The organism is Acetobacter sp. DsW_54 (assembly GCF_002153575.1).
Taxonomy (GTDB): Bacteria; Pseudomonadota; Alphaproteobacteria; order Acetobacterales; family Acetobacteraceae; genus Acetobacter; species Acetobacter fabarum.
The window spans coordinates 127,418-146,915 of record NZ_JOPD01000002.1 but is presented as its reverse complement, the minus strand read 5'-3'; the positions used below and the strand labels follow the sequence as shown (position 1 = coordinate 146,915).

The window sequence follows — 19,498 nt, the reverse complement described above, 5'->3', positions numbered from 1 at the left end:
CCATGTCTGGCAGGTCTGAAGTTGCTGCCCTTCCTTCCAGCGCAGCACTTCGGGCCTTCCTGCTTGGCGGGGTTACCCCCGTTGGGCTGAGCGACATTTTGCGCGCATTTGACCGCCCGATCCGCGACAAGGCACGCCTGAAGGCCATACTGCACACCATGGCGCTGGATGGCAGCCTGCTTGACCTGCCCGCAGGACGCCTGAAAACCTCCATCGGGCTGCCAGAAACCGCACGGGCGCGCATAACCCATATCCGCCCCGACGGTACCCCCTGCGGCATACTGGCTGATGACCCCACAGCAACGCCTGTTGTTCTCAACACCCGCGCCCCCGACCTGCACCTCCCCTTACCCGGTGATCTGGTTCTGGCCCGCCTGCGCCCCACCTGCGGTGCCCGCCGCAGGGAGGCCCGCGCCGAACGTGTACTGGCCCGAACGGGGGAGAGCCTCGCCTTTTCCCGCGCACTTGGGGAGGATGGCGCGCCAGTGGAACGGCTATGGGCCTGTAACCCGCAGATTGCAGGCACGTTCGCGCTGGCCACACCAGAGCAGCATGCCCTGCCCGAACCGGGGGAGGTTGTTCTGGCGACCTTGCGCTCCATGCCAGATGGCACACTGGCGGTGGATACCCCCACCCCTTACGGCCGGGCAGATACCGCAGGCATGGCCAGCGCGCTCAGCCTGCTGACACACGCCATCCCCACCCATTTTTCCGCAGCTGCGGAGCAGGAGGCCGCGCGCGGAGCCGCACAGGCCGCAGCCCTGCACAACCAGCCCGCCCCAGCCGACCGGCACGACCTGCGCGCTCTCCCGCTGGTTACGCTGGATGACGAAACCGCACAGGATTATGACGACGCCATATGGGCAGAGCCGACAGACACGGGTTTTCATCTTGTCATCGCCATTGCCGATGTCAGCCACTACGTGCCAGCCGGTTCGGCGCTGGATGAGGAGGCCCACTTACGGGGCACCTCCGTTTACCTGCCCGACCAGACCATACCCATGCTGCCGTTGGACCTGTCGGCCAATGCGTGTTCGCTCCTGCCCGGGCAGGACCGGCTCTGCCTGTTTGCCGATATTCTCATCACCCATGACGGCCATATGCAGGATGGAACAATCAGGCGCGGGATCATGCGCAGCGCAACCCGGCTGAGCTACCGCGATGCACAAAGCGCGCTGGACGGCAAAACCCTACCCCCGGCCCACGCCATACACACCCTGCCGGCAACATTGCTGCAAACCCTTATGGCCGCGAGCAGTGCGCTCAATAACGATGCAACCAAACGCAATGCCATGCGTTTGGATGAAGATGCCTGGGTCGTTACCTTCCACCCCGACGGGCAGCCTGCTGCCTTTTTACCGCGCGAGCGCCTTGCAACCCATGATCTGGTTGCCAGCTTCATGATCGCGGCAAACACGCTCGCCGCCCGGATTGCGCATACAAACCGGCTTGCAGTTCCGTTTCGGGTGCATCCCGCCCCTACGGCCACCCAGCCACGCCCGGCAGCACGCTACAGTGCTGTAGCTGGCCGCCATAACGGGCTTGGCCTGCCGTTATACACCCATTTTACCAGCCCCATCCGCCGCTATGCCGACCTGCTGGTACACAGAGCCATAAGTGCTTGGTGCATGGAGCAAAATCCCCGGCAGGAGGGCACTCCATCTGTGGCCTGCGCGCCACCATGGGAGCAGGATCATGCATTGGTGTCCCACCTTAATTTTACCGAGCGCCGGGCCGGAAAAAGCGTTCAGGACTGCCAAAATCGGCTGGCGGCGGCCTTTCTGGTTCCCGACATAGGGCAAAACGTGAACATCCATGCCACCACAACAACACGGCATGGCCTTTGCGTGCGATTGACGAAAACAGGAACTCCGTCTTTGCTGCCGTGGTCTGCTTTTCCGGATTGCGCAAGGATGAATGACGACTCGCCGTACGGTGGCATTGCCGCCCGCTACACGCCCCTTATCCAGAACGGGGCACTGCCTGTGGCAGTTCTGCTGGCAACCTGCCCGGCGCGTGGCGTGTCCGTACTGGCGTCCCATACCCATGCGCGCTGAACTTCCCTTCCGCGGTTATGTCCGGGCCATAGTGCAGCACCAGTTGCTTGTGCCCGGCGTTGTGCTGGCCATTCTGCTCCTGTGCCAGCCCGCCACCCTGCATGCCCAAAGCAGCAGCGGCGGGCCTGTGCCCAGCCCACCGCCAGCAACGCCCCAGCCCGCGGCCCCAGCCCCCAGCGCGGCCCCGGCAGCTGAGGCCCCCGCCGGACCTGCACAGGCCAGCCCGGCACCTGCTCCACCAGCCCAGCCCGATGTACCCGCGCCCCCGTCCCCCCCTGTGGTGGACATGCAGCTTGTGCATTCGGTCATTGCCACGGCACTGGAGTTTTTAGGCCCCCGTACACTTGAGCCCCATAGCAGCCGGGATTTTACCCTGTGGGGGCTGGGCTGCCTGACAGCGCTGGACCCTACGCTCACCTTCGATTCCCGCGGGACAAACATCCAGCTCCTTGCAGGCCCGCAACCCCTGCTCTCCCGCCCCGCACCACCAGCAGACAGCGTGGATGACTGGGCCAGACTGGCCACTGATTTTCTGGAAGCCGCCCGTACCCATTCCGCCGCTGTGCGTTCAGCCGAGCGGGATGATCTGTTGCAGGCTTTTTTTGATGAACTGTTCAACCATCTGGACCCCTACTCCCGCTACATAGGGCCATCTTCCGCCAGTACGGACCGCGAGGCCCGCACCGGTGGGGAAGCCGATGCAGGCATCACTCTGGCCCAGAGCGGGCGGCATATTGTTGTGTCCGCCATTAATGCAAACGGCCCGGCATGGACCTCCGAGATTGATACGGGGGACCGGATCATAGCTGTTAACGGCCAGCTAACCGCCGGGCAGTCCATTGCCACCGTTACGGACTGGATTCGTGGACCAGAAGACAGCGCCCTTGTGCTGCGTCTGCTCTCCCCCGGGCGGCGGCGCGCACATACGGTTACGCTACGCCGCTCCAAAGTGCCGCCAGAAACCGTGTTTGCTTTTGCCAGCGGCCCTATTGTGGTGCTCCGTGTAACCGCTTTTTCCTCCGATACGGCGGAGGAGATGAGTCAGTATCTGGACCAGGCCACACAGGACAAGAACCTGCGCGGCCTGATTATTGACCTGCGCGGCAACCGGGGCGGTGTGCTGCAACAGGCCGTAACCGCCGCAGCCTTGCTGCTTGACCACGGTGTGGCCGCCGTAACCAGTGGGCGGGACCCACAATCCAACCATATCTGGGCCGTGCAGGGTGGGGACATGACCAACGGCCTGCCCATTGCCGTTCTGGTGGACGGACGCACCGCCAGTGCTGCGGAAATTCTGGCCGCAGCGCTGGCTGACCACCGGCGCGCCGTGGTGATCGGTAGCGCCACTCTGGGTAAGGGGCTGGTGCAGACCGTGGCGCAGCTCCCCGATGAAGGCGAACTGTTTGTCACGTGGAGCCGGGTCATCGCCCCCCTGCACTGGCCGTTGCAGGGGCTGGGCGTTATGCCCCAGATCTGCACCAGTCTGGGGGAGGCGGATACAAACCACGCGCTCCACACGCTTGCCAGTGGCAAACTGGCCAATCAGGCGGCCATAACAGCTTCCCGCGCGGCGCGTTACCCGTTGAGTGTTCCCAGTATTCTGGCCATTCGCAAGGCATGCCCTGCCGCACTGGGTAATGACCGCGACATCAGCGTTGCGCGTGACCTTATTAACCACCCCGCATGGTACAAAACCGCCATTACCGCCATTCCTGATGATGTGGCCGCCGTACCCCAGATGTCCGCTGCACCATGAAGGATGACATGACCCCTCCTCCCCGCCTGCGCACGGACCTTGTAGCCCGCGCACTCATCCGTCAGGCCGGGTTGGATGGCCGCTCGGCCATGCTGCTCCGCAGGGGCGACCCGGATGCAGGTGGTATTCTGGTAATATTACTCGGCCGTAACGGAGACGGTGTGGTACTCACCCAGACCCGCACACCCGAGGGAGAGGCCGCGTGGATGCGTGGCACAGGCACAACACCCGTAAACGCAGAACAAATTCAGGCCTATGTTGACCGGCAGCTCAAATACGACCCGGACCTGTGGGTGCTGGAGGTTGAAACCGTGGACTTCAGCCCTCCGTTTGAAGCAATACTGATCTGACAAGAAAGGTAGGTATTGTGGCTTAACCCACACGCCTGCGGTATTTATGACGCATAAAATCCACAAGTTTGGGAAAACTCTGGCTTCTGCCTGTTGCGTCATACACAACTTTACAGCAAAGAAGGCAGGCATGTGTGCCCTCGTACCATCCAACGCCATACGTGATGTATCGCACAACCTTTGCCACAGCAGGGAGAAGACCATGAAGCCGCGCCGTATACTGCTTGCGCAAACGCTGCTTTCTGCGCCGCTTGCGGCTGGCCTCCTGCTGTCCGCCGTTTCAGCGCATGCGCAGCCTGTTCAAGGCCTGTATATTGCCGGTGAAGGGGGCGGGACCCTCAATCAGGATCAGCGCGTCAGAAGCACACCCAACTTCCCCGACGGTCGGGACCGCTGGAAAGCTGGCGCGGTTGGAATCGGCTCTGTGGGCTGGGGGCTTGGCAACGGTTTTCGTGTTGAGGTTGAAGGCAACTATCGCAGTATGGACTATAACCGCCTTGTGAACAGCAACGTGACCACAAAAGGGGATGGTCGCCGCCAGACCTATGGCGTTATGGTTAATGCCCTGTTTGACCTTGATATAGGCAAACCGTGGCTGTTCCCCTATTTCGGGGCTGGCGTTGGTTATGGCTGGACCTCCACCACGGCATCGCTCGTGGGGCATAATGCTTCGGGTGGCACCACCATGCAGCGTATGGGTGGCACTTACGGCAACGCCACCTATCAGGGCATTTTTGGCCTGTCCTTTCCCGTTCCCTGGGTTGTCGGCCTGTCTGCCACGGCGGAATACCGGTTCTGGACCATGTTTGGCCCGCAGTCCCATGGCGTGACCTCCACGGGGGATATTGGGGGTACACAAGCAGTTATTGGCGGAAGCACCACCTTTAACGGCACCCACAAGACGGCAACGGACTTCAACCATTCCATGATGCTGGGCCTGCGGTATGAGTTTAATCCCGCACCCCCGCCTCCGCCGCCAGTGGCCAACACCCCGGCCCCGGCTCCGCAGGCCGCACGCAGCTATCTGATCTTCTTTGACTGGGACAAAGCCGACCTGACCGACAGGGCACGTTCCATTGTGAACGAAGCAGCACAAGCCGCTACCCATGTTGCCCTGACCCGTATTACCGTGTCAGGCTATACGGATAACTCCTCTGCCCATCCGGGCCAGAAGGCGGGCGAAGAATACAACATGAAGCTCTCCATCCGCCGCGCAACGGTTGTTAAGGCCGAGCTTATGCGGGATGGCATTGCAGGCTCCACCATTGATATTCACGGTTATGGGGACACGCACCCACTGGTGCAGACGGCCCCCAATACCAAGGAAGCCCAGAATCGCCGGGTGGAAATTATATTCCGCTAACAGACAGGTTTTTCCCCTGCCTTAAAAAAGCCCGCCCCAATATGAGGCGGGCTTTTTTTATACCCAGAACAACATAGCCAAAGCCGGGAGAAGCTTACAGCCCCGAGAACAGGGAGGTGGAGAGGTAACGCTCGGCAAAAGAGGGGGCTATGGCAACAATGGTCTTGCCTGCGTTTTCCTTTTTATGGGCCAGCTGCAAAGCCGCGTGCAGCGCAGCGCCTGAGGAAATACCAACGGGAATACCATCAATCCGCGCGCAGCGTCTGGCAGCCGCAATGGCCTCACGCTCAGAGACAGTCAGCACCCCATCAAGCGATTTAAGGTGCAGTGTCGCCGGGCAAAAACCCGGGCCAATGCCCTGAATACCGTGGGGGCCGGGTTCATCCCCGTTCAGGATGGCACTTTCCGCCGGTTCCACACCAAAAACCTGTATGCCCTTGCGCCGGGGCTTGAGCGATTCCGCAATCCCGGTTGCGGTTCCACCCGTACCAACACCGGCAACAACAATATCGACCTTACCTGCCGTATCTTCCCAGATTTCCTCTGCTGTGGTGGCGGCATGCACGGCGGGGTTTGCGGGGTTGTCAAACTGGTCGGGCATCCACGCGTCGGGTGTTTCGGCCAGAATTTCGTTCGCGCGGGCAATGGCTCCTGCCATGCCAAGGCGGGCGGGGGTCAGTTCCACCTGGGCATCCATCAGCCGCACCATGCGCCGCCGCTCGATAGAAGCACCTTCTGGCATGGTCACGATCAGCCTGTAACCCCGTGCAGCGGCCACAAACGCCAAGGAGATGCCCGTATTGCCCGATGTGGGCTCCACCAGCAGGGTGCGACCGGGTGTAATTTTACCCCTGCGCTCGGCATCAAGCACCATGGCTGTGCCGATTCTGTCCTTGACCGAGCCGAGCGGATTAAAAAATTCCAGCTTGAGCAGAACCCGGCTTGTCAGCTTGTCTTCCTGCATGATGCGCGGCACGGCAACCAGAGGGGTTCCACCCACCACGTTCAAAACCGAGTCGTAAACTCTCCCACGAGGCGCTGCAAAGCCGTAACCCTCGTTATCGTGCGTTGTTGATGGCATTTGGTCCCTACCTGAACTGTTTAAATGTTCAACTGTCTTATAATACGAATTTACAACGTAGATAAACAGCCATTCCCCTGCTATAAGCACTCAACACAGCAAAGCTGGCACATCATACGCCAGACCGTAAGCCAAGCAGGAAGGACCTTGCGATGATTCTTCGTCGTGACAGAGCAATGACCGCTGTTCTCATCATGCTGGACGTTGCTTTCCACGCAGGCCGCTCCAATGCGGTAAGTGCTGCCGATATTGCCGAGCGCTCCGGCCTGGCCCGCCGGGGGATTGAACCGCTGCTTCAGGCACTCTCACGCTCAGGGCTGCTGGAGAGCATCCGCGGCCCGCGTGGGGGCTACCGGCTGGGCCGCCCCCGGCGGGATGTAACCCTGATCAATATTATTGAAGCAGTTCTGAACGATGACCCCGAAGGCAGCGATGGCCCGCAAGGCCCTCTCTTCCACAAGGTTATTGAACCCTGTTGGAGCGGGTTTGACACCAAGCTGACAGAACAGATGCGCCAGACCACGCTGGATGAACTGGTTCGTCAGGCCGAGGATGCCGGTCTTAAACGCCCGCAAAGCGAGCCCATTACCTTTTCCATCTGACCTTTGGTTACAAGGTTGGTCCGGGCATAAAAAAAGCGGTGCTGCTTACGCGGCACCGCTTTTTTGCTGATCCGGAGGATCTGCTCAGTTCTTGGTAGCTGCTTTGGCTGGGCGCGCAGCCCGCTTTGTCACCACCTTCTTTTCCGCAGCAGCAGGCACAGGCGCGATCACTGCGGGGTGGGGGATATACACACCCGTTGCATCAACCTGTGCGGTAACCGTCAGGCGGGTACGCTGCTGGCCCGGACCGGGGATAAGGATAACCGTAAACCGGTCCTGCCCTGCGTAACCCTGTGTGGGCGTGTAGGTTACGTGTGTGTCGTTATCCAGCGTGTACAGGAACGCCTTGCCATGCTCGGGAGCAGGAGAGGCCCCAAAGGACAGGTAGGGCTTGCCATCAGGCTGGGAGACCAGCACCTCACACAGCCCGTCATCGGAGCGGACCGTCATGGTGGTGGAAAGCTGGCCGTCGGCCTCTTTCTTGATGGGGGTCGTGCTGCACACGGCAGATTTTTTGAGATACCCAAACGGATTGGGAGATCCGACATGGACAGGGCCCACGGTTGTCGCGCAGCCGGCAAGCATGCCAGCAGTTAGCGTCAGCCCGGCAATTCCTCGTAAGCGCACTCCACAGCTCCGCTTCATTCTTGTTAAATCAACCATAAACCCAGTGCGTTCCATTCTGGTTAAAGGGATAAGCCTTTGCCTGCTGGGCTCACCAGCACAACAGGCCATAACGCCGCATGAGTCGTTCTTGCCTTTAAATCATCCCGCCGCAGGAAGGAAGAGGCACGACCCGCACCTTTTGGCACCCCTGCCTCTCTGTTTACAGGCAGGTGCAGTAAAAACATTGTTTTGCCACAACACAGCACTAACGCAGCAGGGCAGCACACGGCCATGTATGCATAATCCTGCCATGTGCCCCCATGGCGGGAAATGACGGTATGACAAATTAGGCCGTTTCTTTCCTGCCTGAATAGGCTATTGCGTTGTGCAGCATCTGTCGGAGGTCCTACCGTATGTTCCTTTCCCGTCTTTTTGCCGCGGGTGTTCTTGCCGCGGGCGTTCTGCATGGTTCCGTTACTTTTGCCGCCAGTCCGTGCGGCCATTCCCCAGCACATGAAGCCTTTAACGTGCAGGGTCTCAAAAGCGAGCTGATGGTAACCGCCCTCTCGTGCAGCGCGCAGGACCGCTACAACGCGTTTGTTGCCAAGTTCCGCACTGTTCTGCTGAACGAGGAAGACAAGCTTAACGGCTACTTCCGCTCCACCTACGGCCGCACCGCACAGCGCGAGCATGACGATTATATTACCCAGCTGGCCAACGTGCAGTCCGAGCGCGGGTTGCAATCAGGCACCATCTTCTGCCAGCAGCGCATGGCCATGTTTGATGAAGTGAATGCCCTGGACACCGGGGAAGACCTCTCCAATTATTCCGATGCCAAGGATGTTACGCAGCCTGCGTCGTTTGAAACATGTGCAGCGCCTACCACCACACGCGCCCCTGTGCGCCGCCGGGCTACCCACAAAGCCGCATAATGTTTGTCAACCACAGGTGGCATACCGGGGTTTTGGTCCCCGGGCTGCCTCTGGTGCTTGACGAATCAACGCCAAAGCGGGACAGACTTCCCGCATGAGCGATCTGTTTTCCGCCCCCACACCGCCCCGCAAATCCGCCAGCGCCTCCGCCCGCCCCAAAGCGCCGGACAATCAGGCGTATGACGCCAGCGCCATTGAGGTGCTTGAGGGGCTGGAACCCGTACGCCGCAGGCCCGGCATGTATATTGGCGGAACAGACGAAGGTGCCCTGCACCATCTGGCCGCAGAAATTCTTGATAACTCGATGGATGAGGCCGTGGCAGGCCACGCCAACACCATTGACGTGCATCTGGCCCCCAATAACTGGCTGTCCGTGCGGGATAATGGCCGGGGTATTCCCGTTGACCCACACCCCCGCTTTCCCGACCGCTCGGCGCTGGAAGTGATTCTGACCACGCTGCACGCAGGGGGTAAGTTCTCGGGCAAGGCATATGCCACCTCTGGCGGGTTGCACGGTGTTGGCTCTTCCGTGGTCAATGCCCTTTCCGCCCGCATGGATGTGGAAATCGCGCGTGACCGCACCTTGTGGCAGCAGTCCTACGAACGGGGCAAACCCGTAAGTGCATTGCAAAAAGCGGGAGCGGCCCCCAACCGGCGCGGCACCCAGATTACCTTCCAGCCGGACCCGGAAATTTTTGGCACGCATGTTTTTGTGCCCTCCCGCCTGTACAAGCTCTGCCGCTCCAAGGCGTTCCTGTTCCGTGGGGTTACCATCCGCTGGTCGTGCGACCCCTCTTTGCTCAAAGCGGGGGATGAAACCCCGGCAGAAGCTGTTCTGCACTTCCCCGGTGGTCTGGCCGACAGTCTGGCTGATGAGCTTGGCCCCGATGCTCCCCTGCTCACCCCCTTCTGGTCGGGGGAAGCGCCCCTGCCCCCGCAGGCGGATGGAACAGATAATGGCAAGGTGGAATGGGCCGTTGCCTTTCTGGAAAGTGGTCCGGCATCCCTGATCTCCTACTGCAACACCATCCCGACTCCACAAGGTGGCACGCATGAGACCGGGTTCCGCAACGCGCTGCTCAAGGGGCTGCGCGCATGGGGAGACCAGCGTTCCATTAAAAAAGCAGCCAGCATTACAGCCGAAGACATACTGGGCATGATTGCCGCCCGTCTGTCCGCCTTTATTCGGGACCCTCAGTTCCAGGGGCAGACCAAGGAAAAGCTGACCACGGCCGAAGCCAGCAAACTGCTGGAAACCGCCCTGCGTGACCGGTTTGACCACTGGCTGGCCCAGAACCCCCCGCAGGCGGATTCGCTGCTCAGCTTTGCCATTGACCGCGCAGAAGAGCGCCTGCGCCGCCGTGAACTCAAAGATACGCCGCGCAAAAGTGCGACCCGCCGCTTGCGGCTGCCCGGCAAACTGACCGACTGCACCAAGGAACACGCACCCGACACCGAAATTTTTCTGGTGGAAGGGGATTCGGCAGGCGGGTCCGCCAAACAGGCCCGCAACCGTGAAACACAGGCCGTGCTCCCCCTGCGCGGCAAAATCCTGAACGTGGCAAGCGCGACAACAGAAAAACTACGCGCCAATCAGGAACTACGGGATCTGATAGAAGCGCTGGGTTGCGGGTCGGGTGAGCGCTTTGACCTGACCAAGCTACGCTATGGCCGCGTCATTATCATGACCGATGCAGACGTGGATGGCGCCCATATTGCCTCCCTGCTCATGACGTTCTTCTACCGCGAACTCCCCGAGCTTATCCGCAACGGGCACCTGTATCTGGCGCAGCCCCCGCTCTACCGGCTTACACAGGGCGCACACAGCGTGTACGCCATGGATGATGCGGACCGGGAACGCAAAATGGCGATCCTGACCAAAAAGCGGGGCAAGATTGATGTCTCCCGCTTTAAAGGGCTGGGGGAAATGCCTCCGGCGGACCTGAAGGAAACCACAATGGACCCACGCAGCCGCACCCTGCTCCGCGTGGTGGCCCCACCGGAAGACCGGCTTTCCACGCGTGAGCGGGTGGAAAGCCTGATGGGCCGCAAACCCGAACTCCGCTTTGCCTTTATTCAGGAACATGCCCGCTCGGTTGATGAGTTGCTGGACATCTGAGCGGACAGCCCATGAGTAGGCCCATTTTTTCCGTTAAGGAGCGCCTGTCTGCCCTGCTGCAGGTTGTAGGGGGCATGCTCTTCCTGCAATTTGGCTCCTCCTATGCCAAAATGCTATTCCCCACTTTTGGGGCGGCGGGCATGGTGGGGCTGCGCACTTTTTTTGCCGCCATTATGCTGATGCTGTTCTTCCGCAGCTGGCATAACCTGTCACGCAGGGTGCTTCTGCTGGTGCTGCCTTATGGGCTGTCACTCGCAGCCATGAACTATTTTTTCTACCTTTCCCTTGGCCGCCTGCCTTTGGGCACAACTGTAGCGCTGGAGTTTACCGGCCCCCTTGTGCTGTCCTTCATCCATACCCGCCGCTGGAGCGATGTGGTGTGGACCAGCCTGACCGTGCTGGGGCTTGTTTTGCTGCTTCGCCCCGAATCAGCCGTTCGGCCAGACCTTATTGGTATTCTGTTTGCCCTGCTCGCTGCTGTGTGCTGGGCGCTTTATATTATTTTTGCCCGCAATATTGCTGGTAAACTGCCCTCTGGTCAGGCGTGCTCGCTTGGTATGCTGTGTGGGGGTGCTGCGGTTTTTGTGCCCTGCACCGTTCCCGCATTATGGGTGGGGGTGCATGCACCGCTTTTGCTGGCGCTGAGCGTTGTGGTTGCCCTTTGCTCCTCCGCCCTGCCCTACACTCTGGAAATGAGTGCAATGCAAAAGCTCTCGGCCCGCGAGTTTGGGGTACTGTGTAGTCTGGAACCTGTTTCCGCAGCGCTGGCCGGAGCCATATTGCTGCATGAGATTCCATCCCTGCTACGTTTGTGCGGTATTTTCTGTGTGGTTCTGGCGTCCCTCGGCACTGTGCTGATGCCCCAGGGGAGCAACACCACAGTGCCAGACGGCCCAACCCTGCCGGAATAATCCGTCCTGTGGCCTGCCGTTACCGGCTGGCCAGATGCAAAACCGGGTCATGGAGAGTGGAGGACGCAACGTTAACTGCGTTTGCGTGCACAGCCTGCATGATCATCGGATCAAAAATCCGGGTGAATGTGCCCGGGTGGACCCCCATCCACAACGTGACCACCGCCAGAGGCACCAGCACGGCAAGTTCCCCCACCGTTAGGTCACGCAACAGGCCAACCGTGCCACGCACGCTACCAAACAGAACCCGACGATACAGCGAGAGCATGTAAACCGCCCCCATAATCATGGTGCCACCAGCCAGCAGCGCCACCCAGATGGAAACGTGAACAGCCCCCATAAGCACCAGCAGTTCGCCCACAAAGGCCCCGGTGCCGGGCAGGCCCACATTGGCCATGGTGAACAGCATGGCCAGCAGGGCCAGCACAGGCATTTGCCGGGCAACACCGCCCAAAGCGTCAATCTCCTGCGTTTCTGCCCGCCATGCCACTGCCGCCACGCAAAAGAACAGGGCTGCAATAACCACACCGTGCGAGAGCATCTGGAAGATGGCGCCATCTATCCCTTCTGCCGTCAGGGTAAACAGGCCAACCGCGATCATGCCCATATGGGAGAACGAGGAGTAGGCGATAAGCCGCTTCATGTCCGTCTGGGCGAAGGCCACAAACGCTGCGTACAGAATGGCCACCACACCAAGGGCAAGCACATAGGGTGCAAACTGGCGCACGGCATCGGGGAACATCAGCACGCCAAAGCGTAGCAGCCCGTAAGCCCCTGTTTTGGACAACACACCAGAGAGCATGGCTGATGCCGGCGTGGGGGCTTCCGTATAGGCATCAGGCAGCCAGGCATGAAGCGGAAACAGAGGGAGTTTGACGCCAAAAGCCAGCAGAAAAGCCAGCAGCAGCCAACCCTGAAGGGAGTGCGAAAAACCGGTATGCATAAGGGCCGGAATATCCGTAGTCCCGGCGTGCAGCCACATGGTGATCAGCCCGACCAGCATGAACAGCGAACCGCCAAAGGTAAACAGGAAGAACTGAAGCGATGCCCAGACCCGCTTGGCCCCGCCCCAAATGCCAATCATCAGGCAGCCGGGAATAAGCGTTGCTTCGTAAAAAACATAAAACAGCACCAGATCCTGCGCGGAGAACAGGCCAAACAGGGCTGTTTCCAACAGCAGCATGGCGGCAACAAAGTCCCGCCCTTGCGTTTGCACGCTCCGCCAGCCTGCCCCAAGCGCCAGTGGCGTGAGAAAAGCGGTGAGCAGGATAAAGACCAGACTGATCCCATCCACCCCGGTATGGTAGGAAATACCATAGTCGCTCAGCCAGCGTAGCCGGGTTTCAAATTGCAGGCCGGGCTGGCTGGGGTCAAAACCGACCCACATCAGCACGCTCAGCCCAAACGTGAGGAGCGTAGTCCACAACCCCAGCCAGCGCGCCGTGCGGTCCCGCTCCGGTCCCTGACCGGGGCAAAGAAAGGCCGCAACCGCGCCTGCAAGGGGAAGATAGGTTATCAGCGAAAGCAGGATTGGCTGCACGGCTTAACACCATCCGGGTTTAATGACACTTTTTTAAGACTGCGCCTTTTTAGCGCATGAGGCCAGCGTGGGGCTGTTCACGTTCCGCCGATCAGCCATTCCCGAACAGGGGATGGCTAACGGCGACCAAACAATTTTTCGAGATCATTGCGGCTGAGCTTGAGCCATGTTGGCCGCCCGTGCGAGCACGTTCCTGCACGCGGTGTGGCTTCCATCTGCCGTAGCAGGGCGTTCATTTCCTCCGGTGCAAGCCGCCTGCCTGCCCGGATACTGCCGTGGCAGGCCATGCGCGCAATGACCGCATCCAGCTTGCCATCAAGGGATGCCATTTCATCAGGGGCACCCGTGTCATCGGCTTCCAGTTCATCGGCCAGATCACGCAACAGGCTGACAGCATCACTTTTGCCCAGCATGGCGGGCAATGCACGCACCAGAATGGAGCCACCACCAAACTCTTCTATTTCCACCCCGAGTCTTTCCAGCATGGGCTGGCGGGCCAGCAGCAGGTCCTGCTGTACGCGGGGCAGTTCAACCACATCTGGCACAAGCAGGCGCTGGGCCTGCACATGCCCGCTCAGATACTGCTCGCGCAGGCGCTCATGCGTCAGCCGTTCATGGGCGGCATGCTGGTCAACCAGCACCAGAGAGCCATCCGCCGCAACAGCCAGAATATACGTATCCAGCACCTGCGCGACAGCCGCCCCCAAGGGGTGGTCCAGCGGAGCGATCCCACCCGCCCCGCCTGCTGTTTCTGCCGAAGGGCCAGCCTGTGCGGCCTGTGGCCATGGTTCGGTCTGGTTTGTCGCAAAGGCCGTGGGCAGGGTGCGGGCCGATGGAGCATCCCCAAACATCAGGCGTGGTTCGGCCATGCCTGCCCCTTGGGCTGCGGCAGGGTAAGCGGGAGCAGGCTGTACGGCCGCCTGCCCCTGTTCTGGCGGATACCATATCCGGCTTGCCCGTGGTGCCGCGGACAGAACCGGACGCACACCCGCAACCCCTGCCCCGTGCTCCAGCGCGCGCTGGAGCGTGCCAATAACCAGTGAGCGCACGGCAGCTTCATCCGCAAAGCGCAGTTCGGTTTTGGCAGGGTGCACGTTTACATCCACCTGTTCAGGCGGAACAGTGAGCTTAAGCGCCACAACCGGGTGGCGACCGGGTTCTATCACCCGGCGGTAAGCCACGCGCACGGCGGTTTTAAGCACCGGGTCCACCACAGGCCGACCATTAACCAGCATGAACTGCCCGTTGGCCGTGGACCGATGCACCGATGGCGGGCAGATAAAGCCGCTCAGGGTCATGCCCTCACGCGCGCCGTCTATGGTCAAAAAACCATCGGCCTCGCTGGCATCCAGCAGGGCGGCTGCACGGGCGGCCATATCCTGAGCGGGCAGGTCCAGCACTTCACGCCCATCAAGCACAAAGCGGAAGGCGGTCTGGGGCACGGCCAGAGCCAGACGGCGCACAACGCTTTCCACATGGCGGCCTTCCACACGGGCACTTTTCAGGAATTTGCGGCGGGCGGGCGTGGCAAAAAACAGGTCTTCAACCACAACGCTGGTGCCGAAAGCCCCGGCAACAGGTTCTGGCGGGTAGGTTTTACCCCCCTCGACCCGAATATGCCATGCGCCACTTTCCCCCCTTGGGCGGGAGGTAATGCTCAACCGCGCCGCAGCCCCGATGGACGGCAGCGCCTCCCCCCGAAAACCAAGGGTGTTGATGTGCACCAGCGTTTCGTCCCCCAGTTTGGAGGTACAGTGCCGCTCGACTGCAAGAGCCAGATCATCGGGGGACATGCCAACCCCGTCATCCGTCACAATCATGCGCTCCACCCCGCCCCCATCGAGCGAGATGTCCAGCCGCCGGGCTCCGGCGTCTATGGCATTTTCTATCAGTTCTTTTACGGCAGCGGCGGGGCGTTCAATAACTTCGCCCGCAGCAATGCGGTTGACAATAACTTCGGGCAACCGCCGCACATGCGGGCGATCAGGCATAGTCCCCAACATGGCAGCCTGTTCTGGCTGGTCTGACATGGTCAGACCCGTGCCTTACTTCTTTTTGGGGTGCTGGGTGGGCGTAACGCCCTTGGTGGGGGGCAGGCCAAGAGCTGCGTTGGTTTTGAGCCTGCGGTTTTCTTCATCCGCATTCACCACACCTCCAGCCTTGCCACCTTTCCAGAACATCAGCTGTTCCACAAAGCCTGTACCTGCGGCACCGAGTTCGCCCTGATCGGGTTCGTCTGCGGCGGCAGAGGCTTCGTTGACCAGAATGGTCTGGCCTTCGCTGGTGTCCCCGTTGGTGCCGCGCAGAGCCACATCGGGGGAGAGGGTTTCGAGCGCCTGAAGGCGTTCGCTCTCATCCTGCGTGCGTTCATCCCCTTTGCTGGGCTTAACCAGCTCCTCCGAAGGGGGCATGGACAGCGGTGAGCGGGTTGTCACCGTATATTCATCTGGCATGCTGCGTTCCAGACCAAAGGCCTGAGCGGCCTCATGCCCGGAGCAGCCGCTCAGCATCATGCAGCCGCCTACCAGCAGCACCGGAGAAATCAGGGTCGAAACACGGCGCACTATCATCTGCCTTCCACTCATCCTGAAAACCGCGCGCTCTGGCGCGGGCTGCCTAATGCCTAAGATGTCTGCTGTCCGTCAGACAGAAAGTTCTGCAACAGCAATACGCATACTGCGCACACTATAGCGGAGTCAGCCACATTGAACACATACCAAGACCAACCGAATGCATGGGCATGCAAAAAATCCACCACGGCCCCGTAACGCACACGGTCAATCACGTTGCCTATGGCGCCCCCGGTTACCGCACCCACGCAGGCTGCTGTCATCTTGCTGGGGGTTCTGGCCATCCACACCAGCAGACAACACGCTACTACCATTGCCACAACGGAAAATACAATCCGCCCGGCCCCACCCAGCCCGCCAAACATGCCAAATGTTACGGCGTGATTCCAGACCATGGTAAAGTTAAGGAACGGCAATACCCTGACAGAACCACGGGCTGGCAGGTCCAGCCCATATAAAATCCAGAACTTGCTCAACTGGTCCGCAGAGAGAACCAGCATCAGCACAAGCAGGCCAATTCCTGCGGGCCGGAGCATGAACGGCTTTTTCATGCACCCTCCTGCGCGGATGTGCTGACAAAGCCGCTCTGGGCCACAACATCCGCACAGCGTGGGCACACACCAGGATACGCCGGATTCGACCCGGTTTCTGGCAGGACCTTCCAGCAGCGGGCGCATTTTTCGCCCTCTGCCACCCGAACCACAGGCGCACCATGCAGGGTTCCCCCTTCATCCCCCTCCACATAAACGGAGGAAGATGTGGGGTCGATCAACACTTCCACGTGGGAGACAATGGCCAGCTCGCTCCAGTTAACACCGGCAAAAATGCTGGCTTCCTCTTCCGAAAAAGTCAGTTCAACCTGTGCCTGCAACGAAGAACCAATGGTGCCCGCACGGCGTGCCCCTTCGATCTCGGTTGTAATAATCCGGCGCACGGAGCGAATACGCGCCCAGCGTTCCTCCAGTGCCGTGTCGGTCCATTCTACCGGCAGGTCGGGGAAGGCCTGCTCGTGCACACTGGCCTGATCACCAAAGCGGGCGGCCCATGCTTCTTCCGCCGTAAAGACCAGTACGGGGGCCAGCCACGTGCTCAGGCAGCGGTGCAGCACATCCAGCACCGTACGCACCGCACGGCGCGTGGGGGAGGACGGTGCATCGCAGTACAGCGCGTCCTTGCGGATATCGAAGTAGAAGGCCGACAGGTCCGTTGTGCAAAAACCATGCAGGGCGGGGTAAACACCAACCCACTCATGTGTTTCCACCGCACGGGCCACCAGCCCGCCCAGTTCGCTCAGGCGGTGCAGAACCCAGCGTTCCAGCTCTGGCAGTTCGGCATAGGGCAGCACTTCTGCATCCGTAAACCCGTCCAGCCCACCCAGCAGCCAGCGCAGCGTGTTGCGCAGGCGGCGGTACAGCTCGCCCTGCTGCTTAAGGATTTCCTTGCCAATGCGCAGGTCGTCATTGGTATCGGAGTTCATGACCCACAGGCGCAGCACGTCAGCGCCCATGCTGTCATTCACGTCCTGCGGGGCAATCACGTTGCCGAGGGACTTGGACATTTTGCGGCCCTGCTCGTCCAGAACAAAACCGTTGGTCACCAGTGCTTTGTAGGGTGAGACACCGCGCGTGCCCACACTTTCGAGCAGGGAGGACTGGAACCAGCCACGATGCTGGTCCGACCCTTCCAGATACAGGTCTGCGGGAAAGCTCAGCCCCGGACGCCCCAGCACAAAGGCGTGGGTCGAGCCACTTTCAAACCAGACATCCACGATGTCGAACACCTGTTCGTAATCATCGGGGTTGCGGCCTTCACCCAGAAAACGGGCAGGCTCGGAGGTGTACCAGGCATCTGCCCCATCGGAGCGGAAAGCATCTACCACGCGCTGCATAACGGCTGGGTCGCGCAGCACCTCGCCTGTACGTTTTTCCACGAACACGGCAATGGGCACGCCCCATGCGCGCTGGCGGCTGATGCACCAGTCCGGGCGGGTACGGATCATGGAGGTCAGGCGGTTGCGGGCCTGTGCGGGCACAAAGGTTACGTTTTCCAGCGCTTTGAGTGCGTTTTCACGCAGCGCGTTTTCCCCGTCCATGCGGATGAACCATTGTGGCGTAGCCCGATAGATAATGGGTGCGCGTGAACGCCACGAATGGGGGTAGGAATGTACGATCTGCCCGCGCCCGACCAGCCCTGCGGGGGGCGTGCCCGCTGCGTTGGCCCGCTCCATCACACTTGCCAGCGTGGAGCAGACCACATCTGCCGCCTTGAACACATGCACACCGGCAAAACCGGGCACCCATGGTGCGTATGTGCCATCATCCTGCACGGTTTCAGGCACATCCACGCCATTGGCGCGGCAGAGCATGAAGTCGTCCTCACCATGTGCGGGGGCCTGATGGACAAGGCCGGTCCCGGCATCGGTGGTTACAAATTCACCGGCCAGCATGGGCACGTCAAAATCATACCCTGCGCCACGCAGCGGATGGGCGCATACCGCACCCGCCAGCGCACTGCCGGGCAGGGTGTAAAGAATGTGGTGCGCCGTCACATGCGCTTCGGTGCAGAAGGACTCTACAAGGGCTTCTGCCACCAGTACGCGGGCACCGGGCTCAAGCAGAGCACCCTCGCCCGTTTCGTCCACACGCAGGACCACGTATGTAATCTCCGGCCCGTAAGCCAGAGCGCGGTTGCCCGGAATGGTCCACGGCGTTGTGGTCCAGATAACCACGGACACATCAGCCAGCGCGTGGGCGGGTGTTGGGTCCTTGACCACGGGGAACGCGACCAGAATGGTGGTGGACGTGTGGTCGTGATATTCGATTTCGGCTTCAGCCAGCGCGGTTTTTTCCACCGGACTCCACATGACCGGGCGCAGGCCACGGTACAGCTTGCCGTTCAGCAGAAAACGCCCGATTTCCTCCACAATGGCCGCCTCGGAGGAAAAATCCATGGTGGCGTAGCGGTTGCGCCATTCGGCCTGCACACCCAGACGCTGGAACTCCTCCATCTGGATATTCAGCCAGTTGCCTGCATAGTTGCGGCATTCGGCACGGAACTCCAGCACAGGCACGGAATCCTTGTCCCGCTTGGCTTTGCGGTACCCTTCCTCAACCTTCCACTCGATCGGCAGGCCGTGGCAGTCCCAGCCCGGCACGTAACGCACCGCGTAGCCCGCCATGCGGTGGGCGCGGTTGATAACATCCTTGTTGATCTTGTTGAGCGCATGCCCAATGTGCAGGTGCCCGTTGGCGTAGGGCGGACCATCATGCAGGGTAAAGACCGGGCGGCCTTCCGCCTGCTGCTTCAGCCGTTCATCCAGCCCGCTTTCGCGCCATTTTTCAAGCCATTTGGGCTCCTGTTGGGGCAGGTTGCCACGCATGGGAAAAGAGGTCCGTGGCAGAAACACCGTATTGCGATACTGGTCGGCCAGGGTTGTCTTGTCGGGTTCGCTGCTCGATGAGGTCATGGGAGGCTGAGGTCACTTCGGTTCGGGTTCATGCCGTGCGGGCTTTTGGCCCCCACGCCACCTTGGGCGTTACTGTCTTATCAAAAAGGAAAAGCGCAGGGTCAAGCGCCAAACCGGGCTGCACGCCCAACATGGCCCCCGACCA

At 60.6% G+C, this 19,498-nt stretch carries 15 protein-coding genes; 8 read left to right on the top strand and 7 right to left on the bottom strand.

Annotation, left to right across the window (positions count from 1 at the left end; genetic code table 11):
- The first annotated feature begins 2 nt into the window (after positions 1 to 2).
- From HK20_RS01250 to HK20_RS01235, 4 genes are all read left to right on the top strand, one after another.
- A complete protein-coding gene (locus tag HK20_RS01250; protein WP_086645278.1) occupies positions 3 to 2,057 on the top strand; it encodes a ribonuclease R family protein in 2,055 nt (684 codons plus the stop codon).
- On the top strand, positions 2,047 to 3,813 hold the full coding sequence (locus HK20_RS01245; RefSeq protein WP_086645277.1) for a S41 family peptidase: 1,767 nt from the start codon (positions 2,047 to 2,049) through the stop codon (positions 3,811 to 3,813). Before HK20_RS01250 ends, HK20_RS01245 begins: the two co-directional genes overlap by 11 nt.
- An 8-nt stretch (positions 3,814 to 3,821) precedes the next feature.
- The gene (locus tag HK20_RS01240) at positions 3,822 to 4,163 is read left to right on the top strand and encodes a DUF1491 family protein (RefSeq protein WP_086645387.1); all 342 of its coding nucleotides are present in this window, start codon (positions 3,822 to 3,824) and stop codon (positions 4,161 to 4,163) included.
- 130 nt (positions 4,164 to 4,293) lie between these two features.
- Positions 4,294 to 5,526, top strand: a complete 1,233-nt coding sequence (locus HK20_RS01235) for an OmpA family protein (protein ID WP_179290097.1) — start codon at positions 4,294 to 4,296, stop codon at positions 5,524 to 5,526.
- 94 nt (positions 5,527 to 5,620) lie between these two features.
- On the opposite strand, the gene cysK is transcribed toward HK20_RS01235, so the two are convergent.
- The gene (gene cysK, locus HK20_RS01230; protein WP_086645275.1) at positions 5,621 to 6,607 is read right to left on the bottom strand and encodes a cysteine synthase A; all 987 of its coding nucleotides are present in this window, start codon (positions 6,605 to 6,607) and stop codon (positions 5,621 to 5,623) included.
- Between the two features lie 152 nt (positions 6,608 to 6,759).
- Here cysK and HK20_RS01225 point away from each other — a divergent pair, with 152 nt between their 5' ends.
- Entirely contained in the window at positions 6,760 to 7,209 is a 450-nt protein-coding gene (locus tag HK20_RS01225) for an Rrf2 family transcriptional regulator (protein WP_086645274.1), read from the top strand.
- Positions 7,210 to 7,293: 84 nt separating this feature from the next.
- Here HK20_RS01225 and HK20_RS01220 read toward each other — a convergent pair whose 3' ends face one another.
- Positions 7,294 to 7,836: an Ig-like domain-containing protein gene (locus HK20_RS01220; protein ID WP_086645273.1), complete on the bottom strand. Its 543-nt coding sequence runs from the start codon at positions 7,834 to 7,836 to the stop codon at positions 7,294 to 7,296.
- 392 nt (positions 7,837 to 8,228) lie between these two features.
- Between HK20_RS01220 and HK20_RS01215 the strand changes: the two genes are divergently transcribed.
- The 3 genes from HK20_RS01215 to HK20_RS01205 all read left to right on the top strand — a co-directional run bounded on the left by HK20_RS01215 (position 8,229) and on the right by HK20_RS01205 (position 11,777).
- Complete coding sequence (locus HK20_RS01215; protein ID WP_086645272.1) at positions 8,229 to 8,747, top strand: hypothetical protein; 519 nt, start codon at positions 8,229 to 8,231, stop codon at positions 8,745 to 8,747.
- A gap of 94 nt (positions 8,748 to 8,841) precedes the next feature.
- Entirely contained in the window at positions 8,842 to 10,866 is a 2,025-nt protein-coding gene (gene parE / locus HK20_RS01210) for a DNA topoisomerase IV subunit B (RefSeq protein ID WP_086645271.1), read from the top strand.
- An 11-nt stretch (positions 10,867 to 10,877) separates the two neighbouring features.
- A complete protein-coding gene (locus tag HK20_RS01205) occupies positions 10,878 to 11,777 on the top strand; it encodes a DMT family transporter (RefSeq protein ID WP_086645270.1) in 900 nt (299 codons plus the stop codon).
- A gap of 19 nt (positions 11,778 to 11,796) precedes the next feature.
- On the opposite strand, the gene HK20_RS01200 is transcribed toward HK20_RS01205, so the two are convergent.
- The 5 genes from HK20_RS01200 to ileS all read right to left on the bottom strand — a co-directional run bounded on the left by HK20_RS01200 (position 11,797) and on the right by ileS (position 19,353).
- The gene (locus tag HK20_RS01200) at positions 11,797 to 13,317 is read right to left on the bottom strand and encodes a NuoM family protein (protein ID WP_086645269.1); all 1,521 of its coding nucleotides are present in this window, start codon (positions 13,315 to 13,317) and stop codon (positions 11,797 to 11,799) included.
- Positions 13,318 to 13,433: 116 nt separating this feature from the next.
- Positions 13,434 to 15,347, bottom strand: coding sequence for a DNA mismatch repair endonuclease MutL (gene mutL / locus HK20_RS01195; protein WP_233129027.1), 1,914 nt, complete (start codon positions 15,345 to 15,347; stop codon positions 13,434 to 13,436).
- 15 nt (positions 15,348 to 15,362) lie between these two features.
- Complete coding sequence (locus HK20_RS01190) at positions 15,363 to 15,884, bottom strand: DUF3035 domain-containing protein (RefSeq protein WP_086645385.1); 522 nt, start codon at positions 15,882 to 15,884, stop codon at positions 15,363 to 15,365.
- Between the two features lie 56 nt (positions 15,885 to 15,940).
- On the bottom strand, positions 15,941 to 16,438 hold the full coding sequence (gene lspA / locus HK20_RS01185) for a signal peptidase II (RefSeq protein ID WP_086645268.1): 498 nt from the start codon (positions 16,436 to 16,438) through the stop codon (positions 15,941 to 15,943).
- Positions 16,435 to 19,353 (bottom strand): isoleucine--tRNA ligase, encoded by a 2,919-nt coding sequence (ileS, locus tag HK20_RS01180; RefSeq protein WP_086645267.1) that lies wholly within the window; start codon positions 19,351 to 19,353, stop codon positions 16,435 to 16,437. Before ileS ends, lspA begins: the two co-directional genes overlap by 4 nt.
- Positions 19,354 to 19,498 lie beyond the last annotated feature (145 nt).

Coding starts and splice junctions, on each gene's coding strand:
- cysK (WP_086645275.1), bottom strand. CDS start 6,607: ATGCCATCAACAACGCACGATAACGAGGGTTACGGCTTTGCAGCGCCT.
- HK20_RS01250 (WP_086645278.1), top strand. CDS start 3: ATGTCTGGCAGGTCTGAAGTTGCTGCCCTTCCTTCCAGCGCAGCACTT.
- HK20_RS01240 (WP_086645387.1), top strand. CDS start 3,822: ATGACCCCTCCTCCCCGCCTGCGCACGGACCTTGTAGCCCGCGCACTC.
- HK20_RS01225 (WP_086645274.1), top strand. CDS start 6,760: ATGATTCTTCGTCGTGACAGAGCAATGACCGCTGTTCTCATCATGCTG.
- HK20_RS01205 (WP_086645270.1), top strand. CDS start 10,878: ATGAGTAGGCCCATTTTTTCCGTTAAGGAGCGCCTGTCTGCCCTGCTG.
- parE (WP_086645271.1), top strand. CDS start 8,842: ATGAGCGATCTGTTTTCCGCCCCCACACCGCCCCGCAAATCCGCCAGC.
- lspA (WP_086645268.1), bottom strand. CDS start 16,438: ATGAAAAAGCCGTTCATGCTCCGGCCCGCAGGAATTGGCCTGCTTGTG.
- ileS (WP_086645267.1), bottom strand. CDS start 19,353: ATGACCTCATCGAGCAGCGAACCCGACAAGACAACCCTGGCCGACCAG.
- mutL (WP_233129027.1), bottom strand. CDS start 15,347: ATGTCAGACCAGCCAGAACAGGCTGCCATGTTGGGGACTATGCCTGAT.
- HK20_RS01235 (WP_179290097.1), top strand. CDS start 4,294: ATGTGTGCCCTCGTACCATCCAACGCCATACGTGATGTATCGCACAAC.
- HK20_RS01215 (WP_086645272.1), top strand. CDS start 8,229: ATGTTCCTTTCCCGTCTTTTTGCCGCGGGTGTTCTTGCCGCGGGCGTT.
- HK20_RS01245 (WP_086645277.1), top strand. CDS start 2,047: ATGCGCGCTGAACTTCCCTTCCGCGGTTATGTCCGGGCCATAGTGCAG.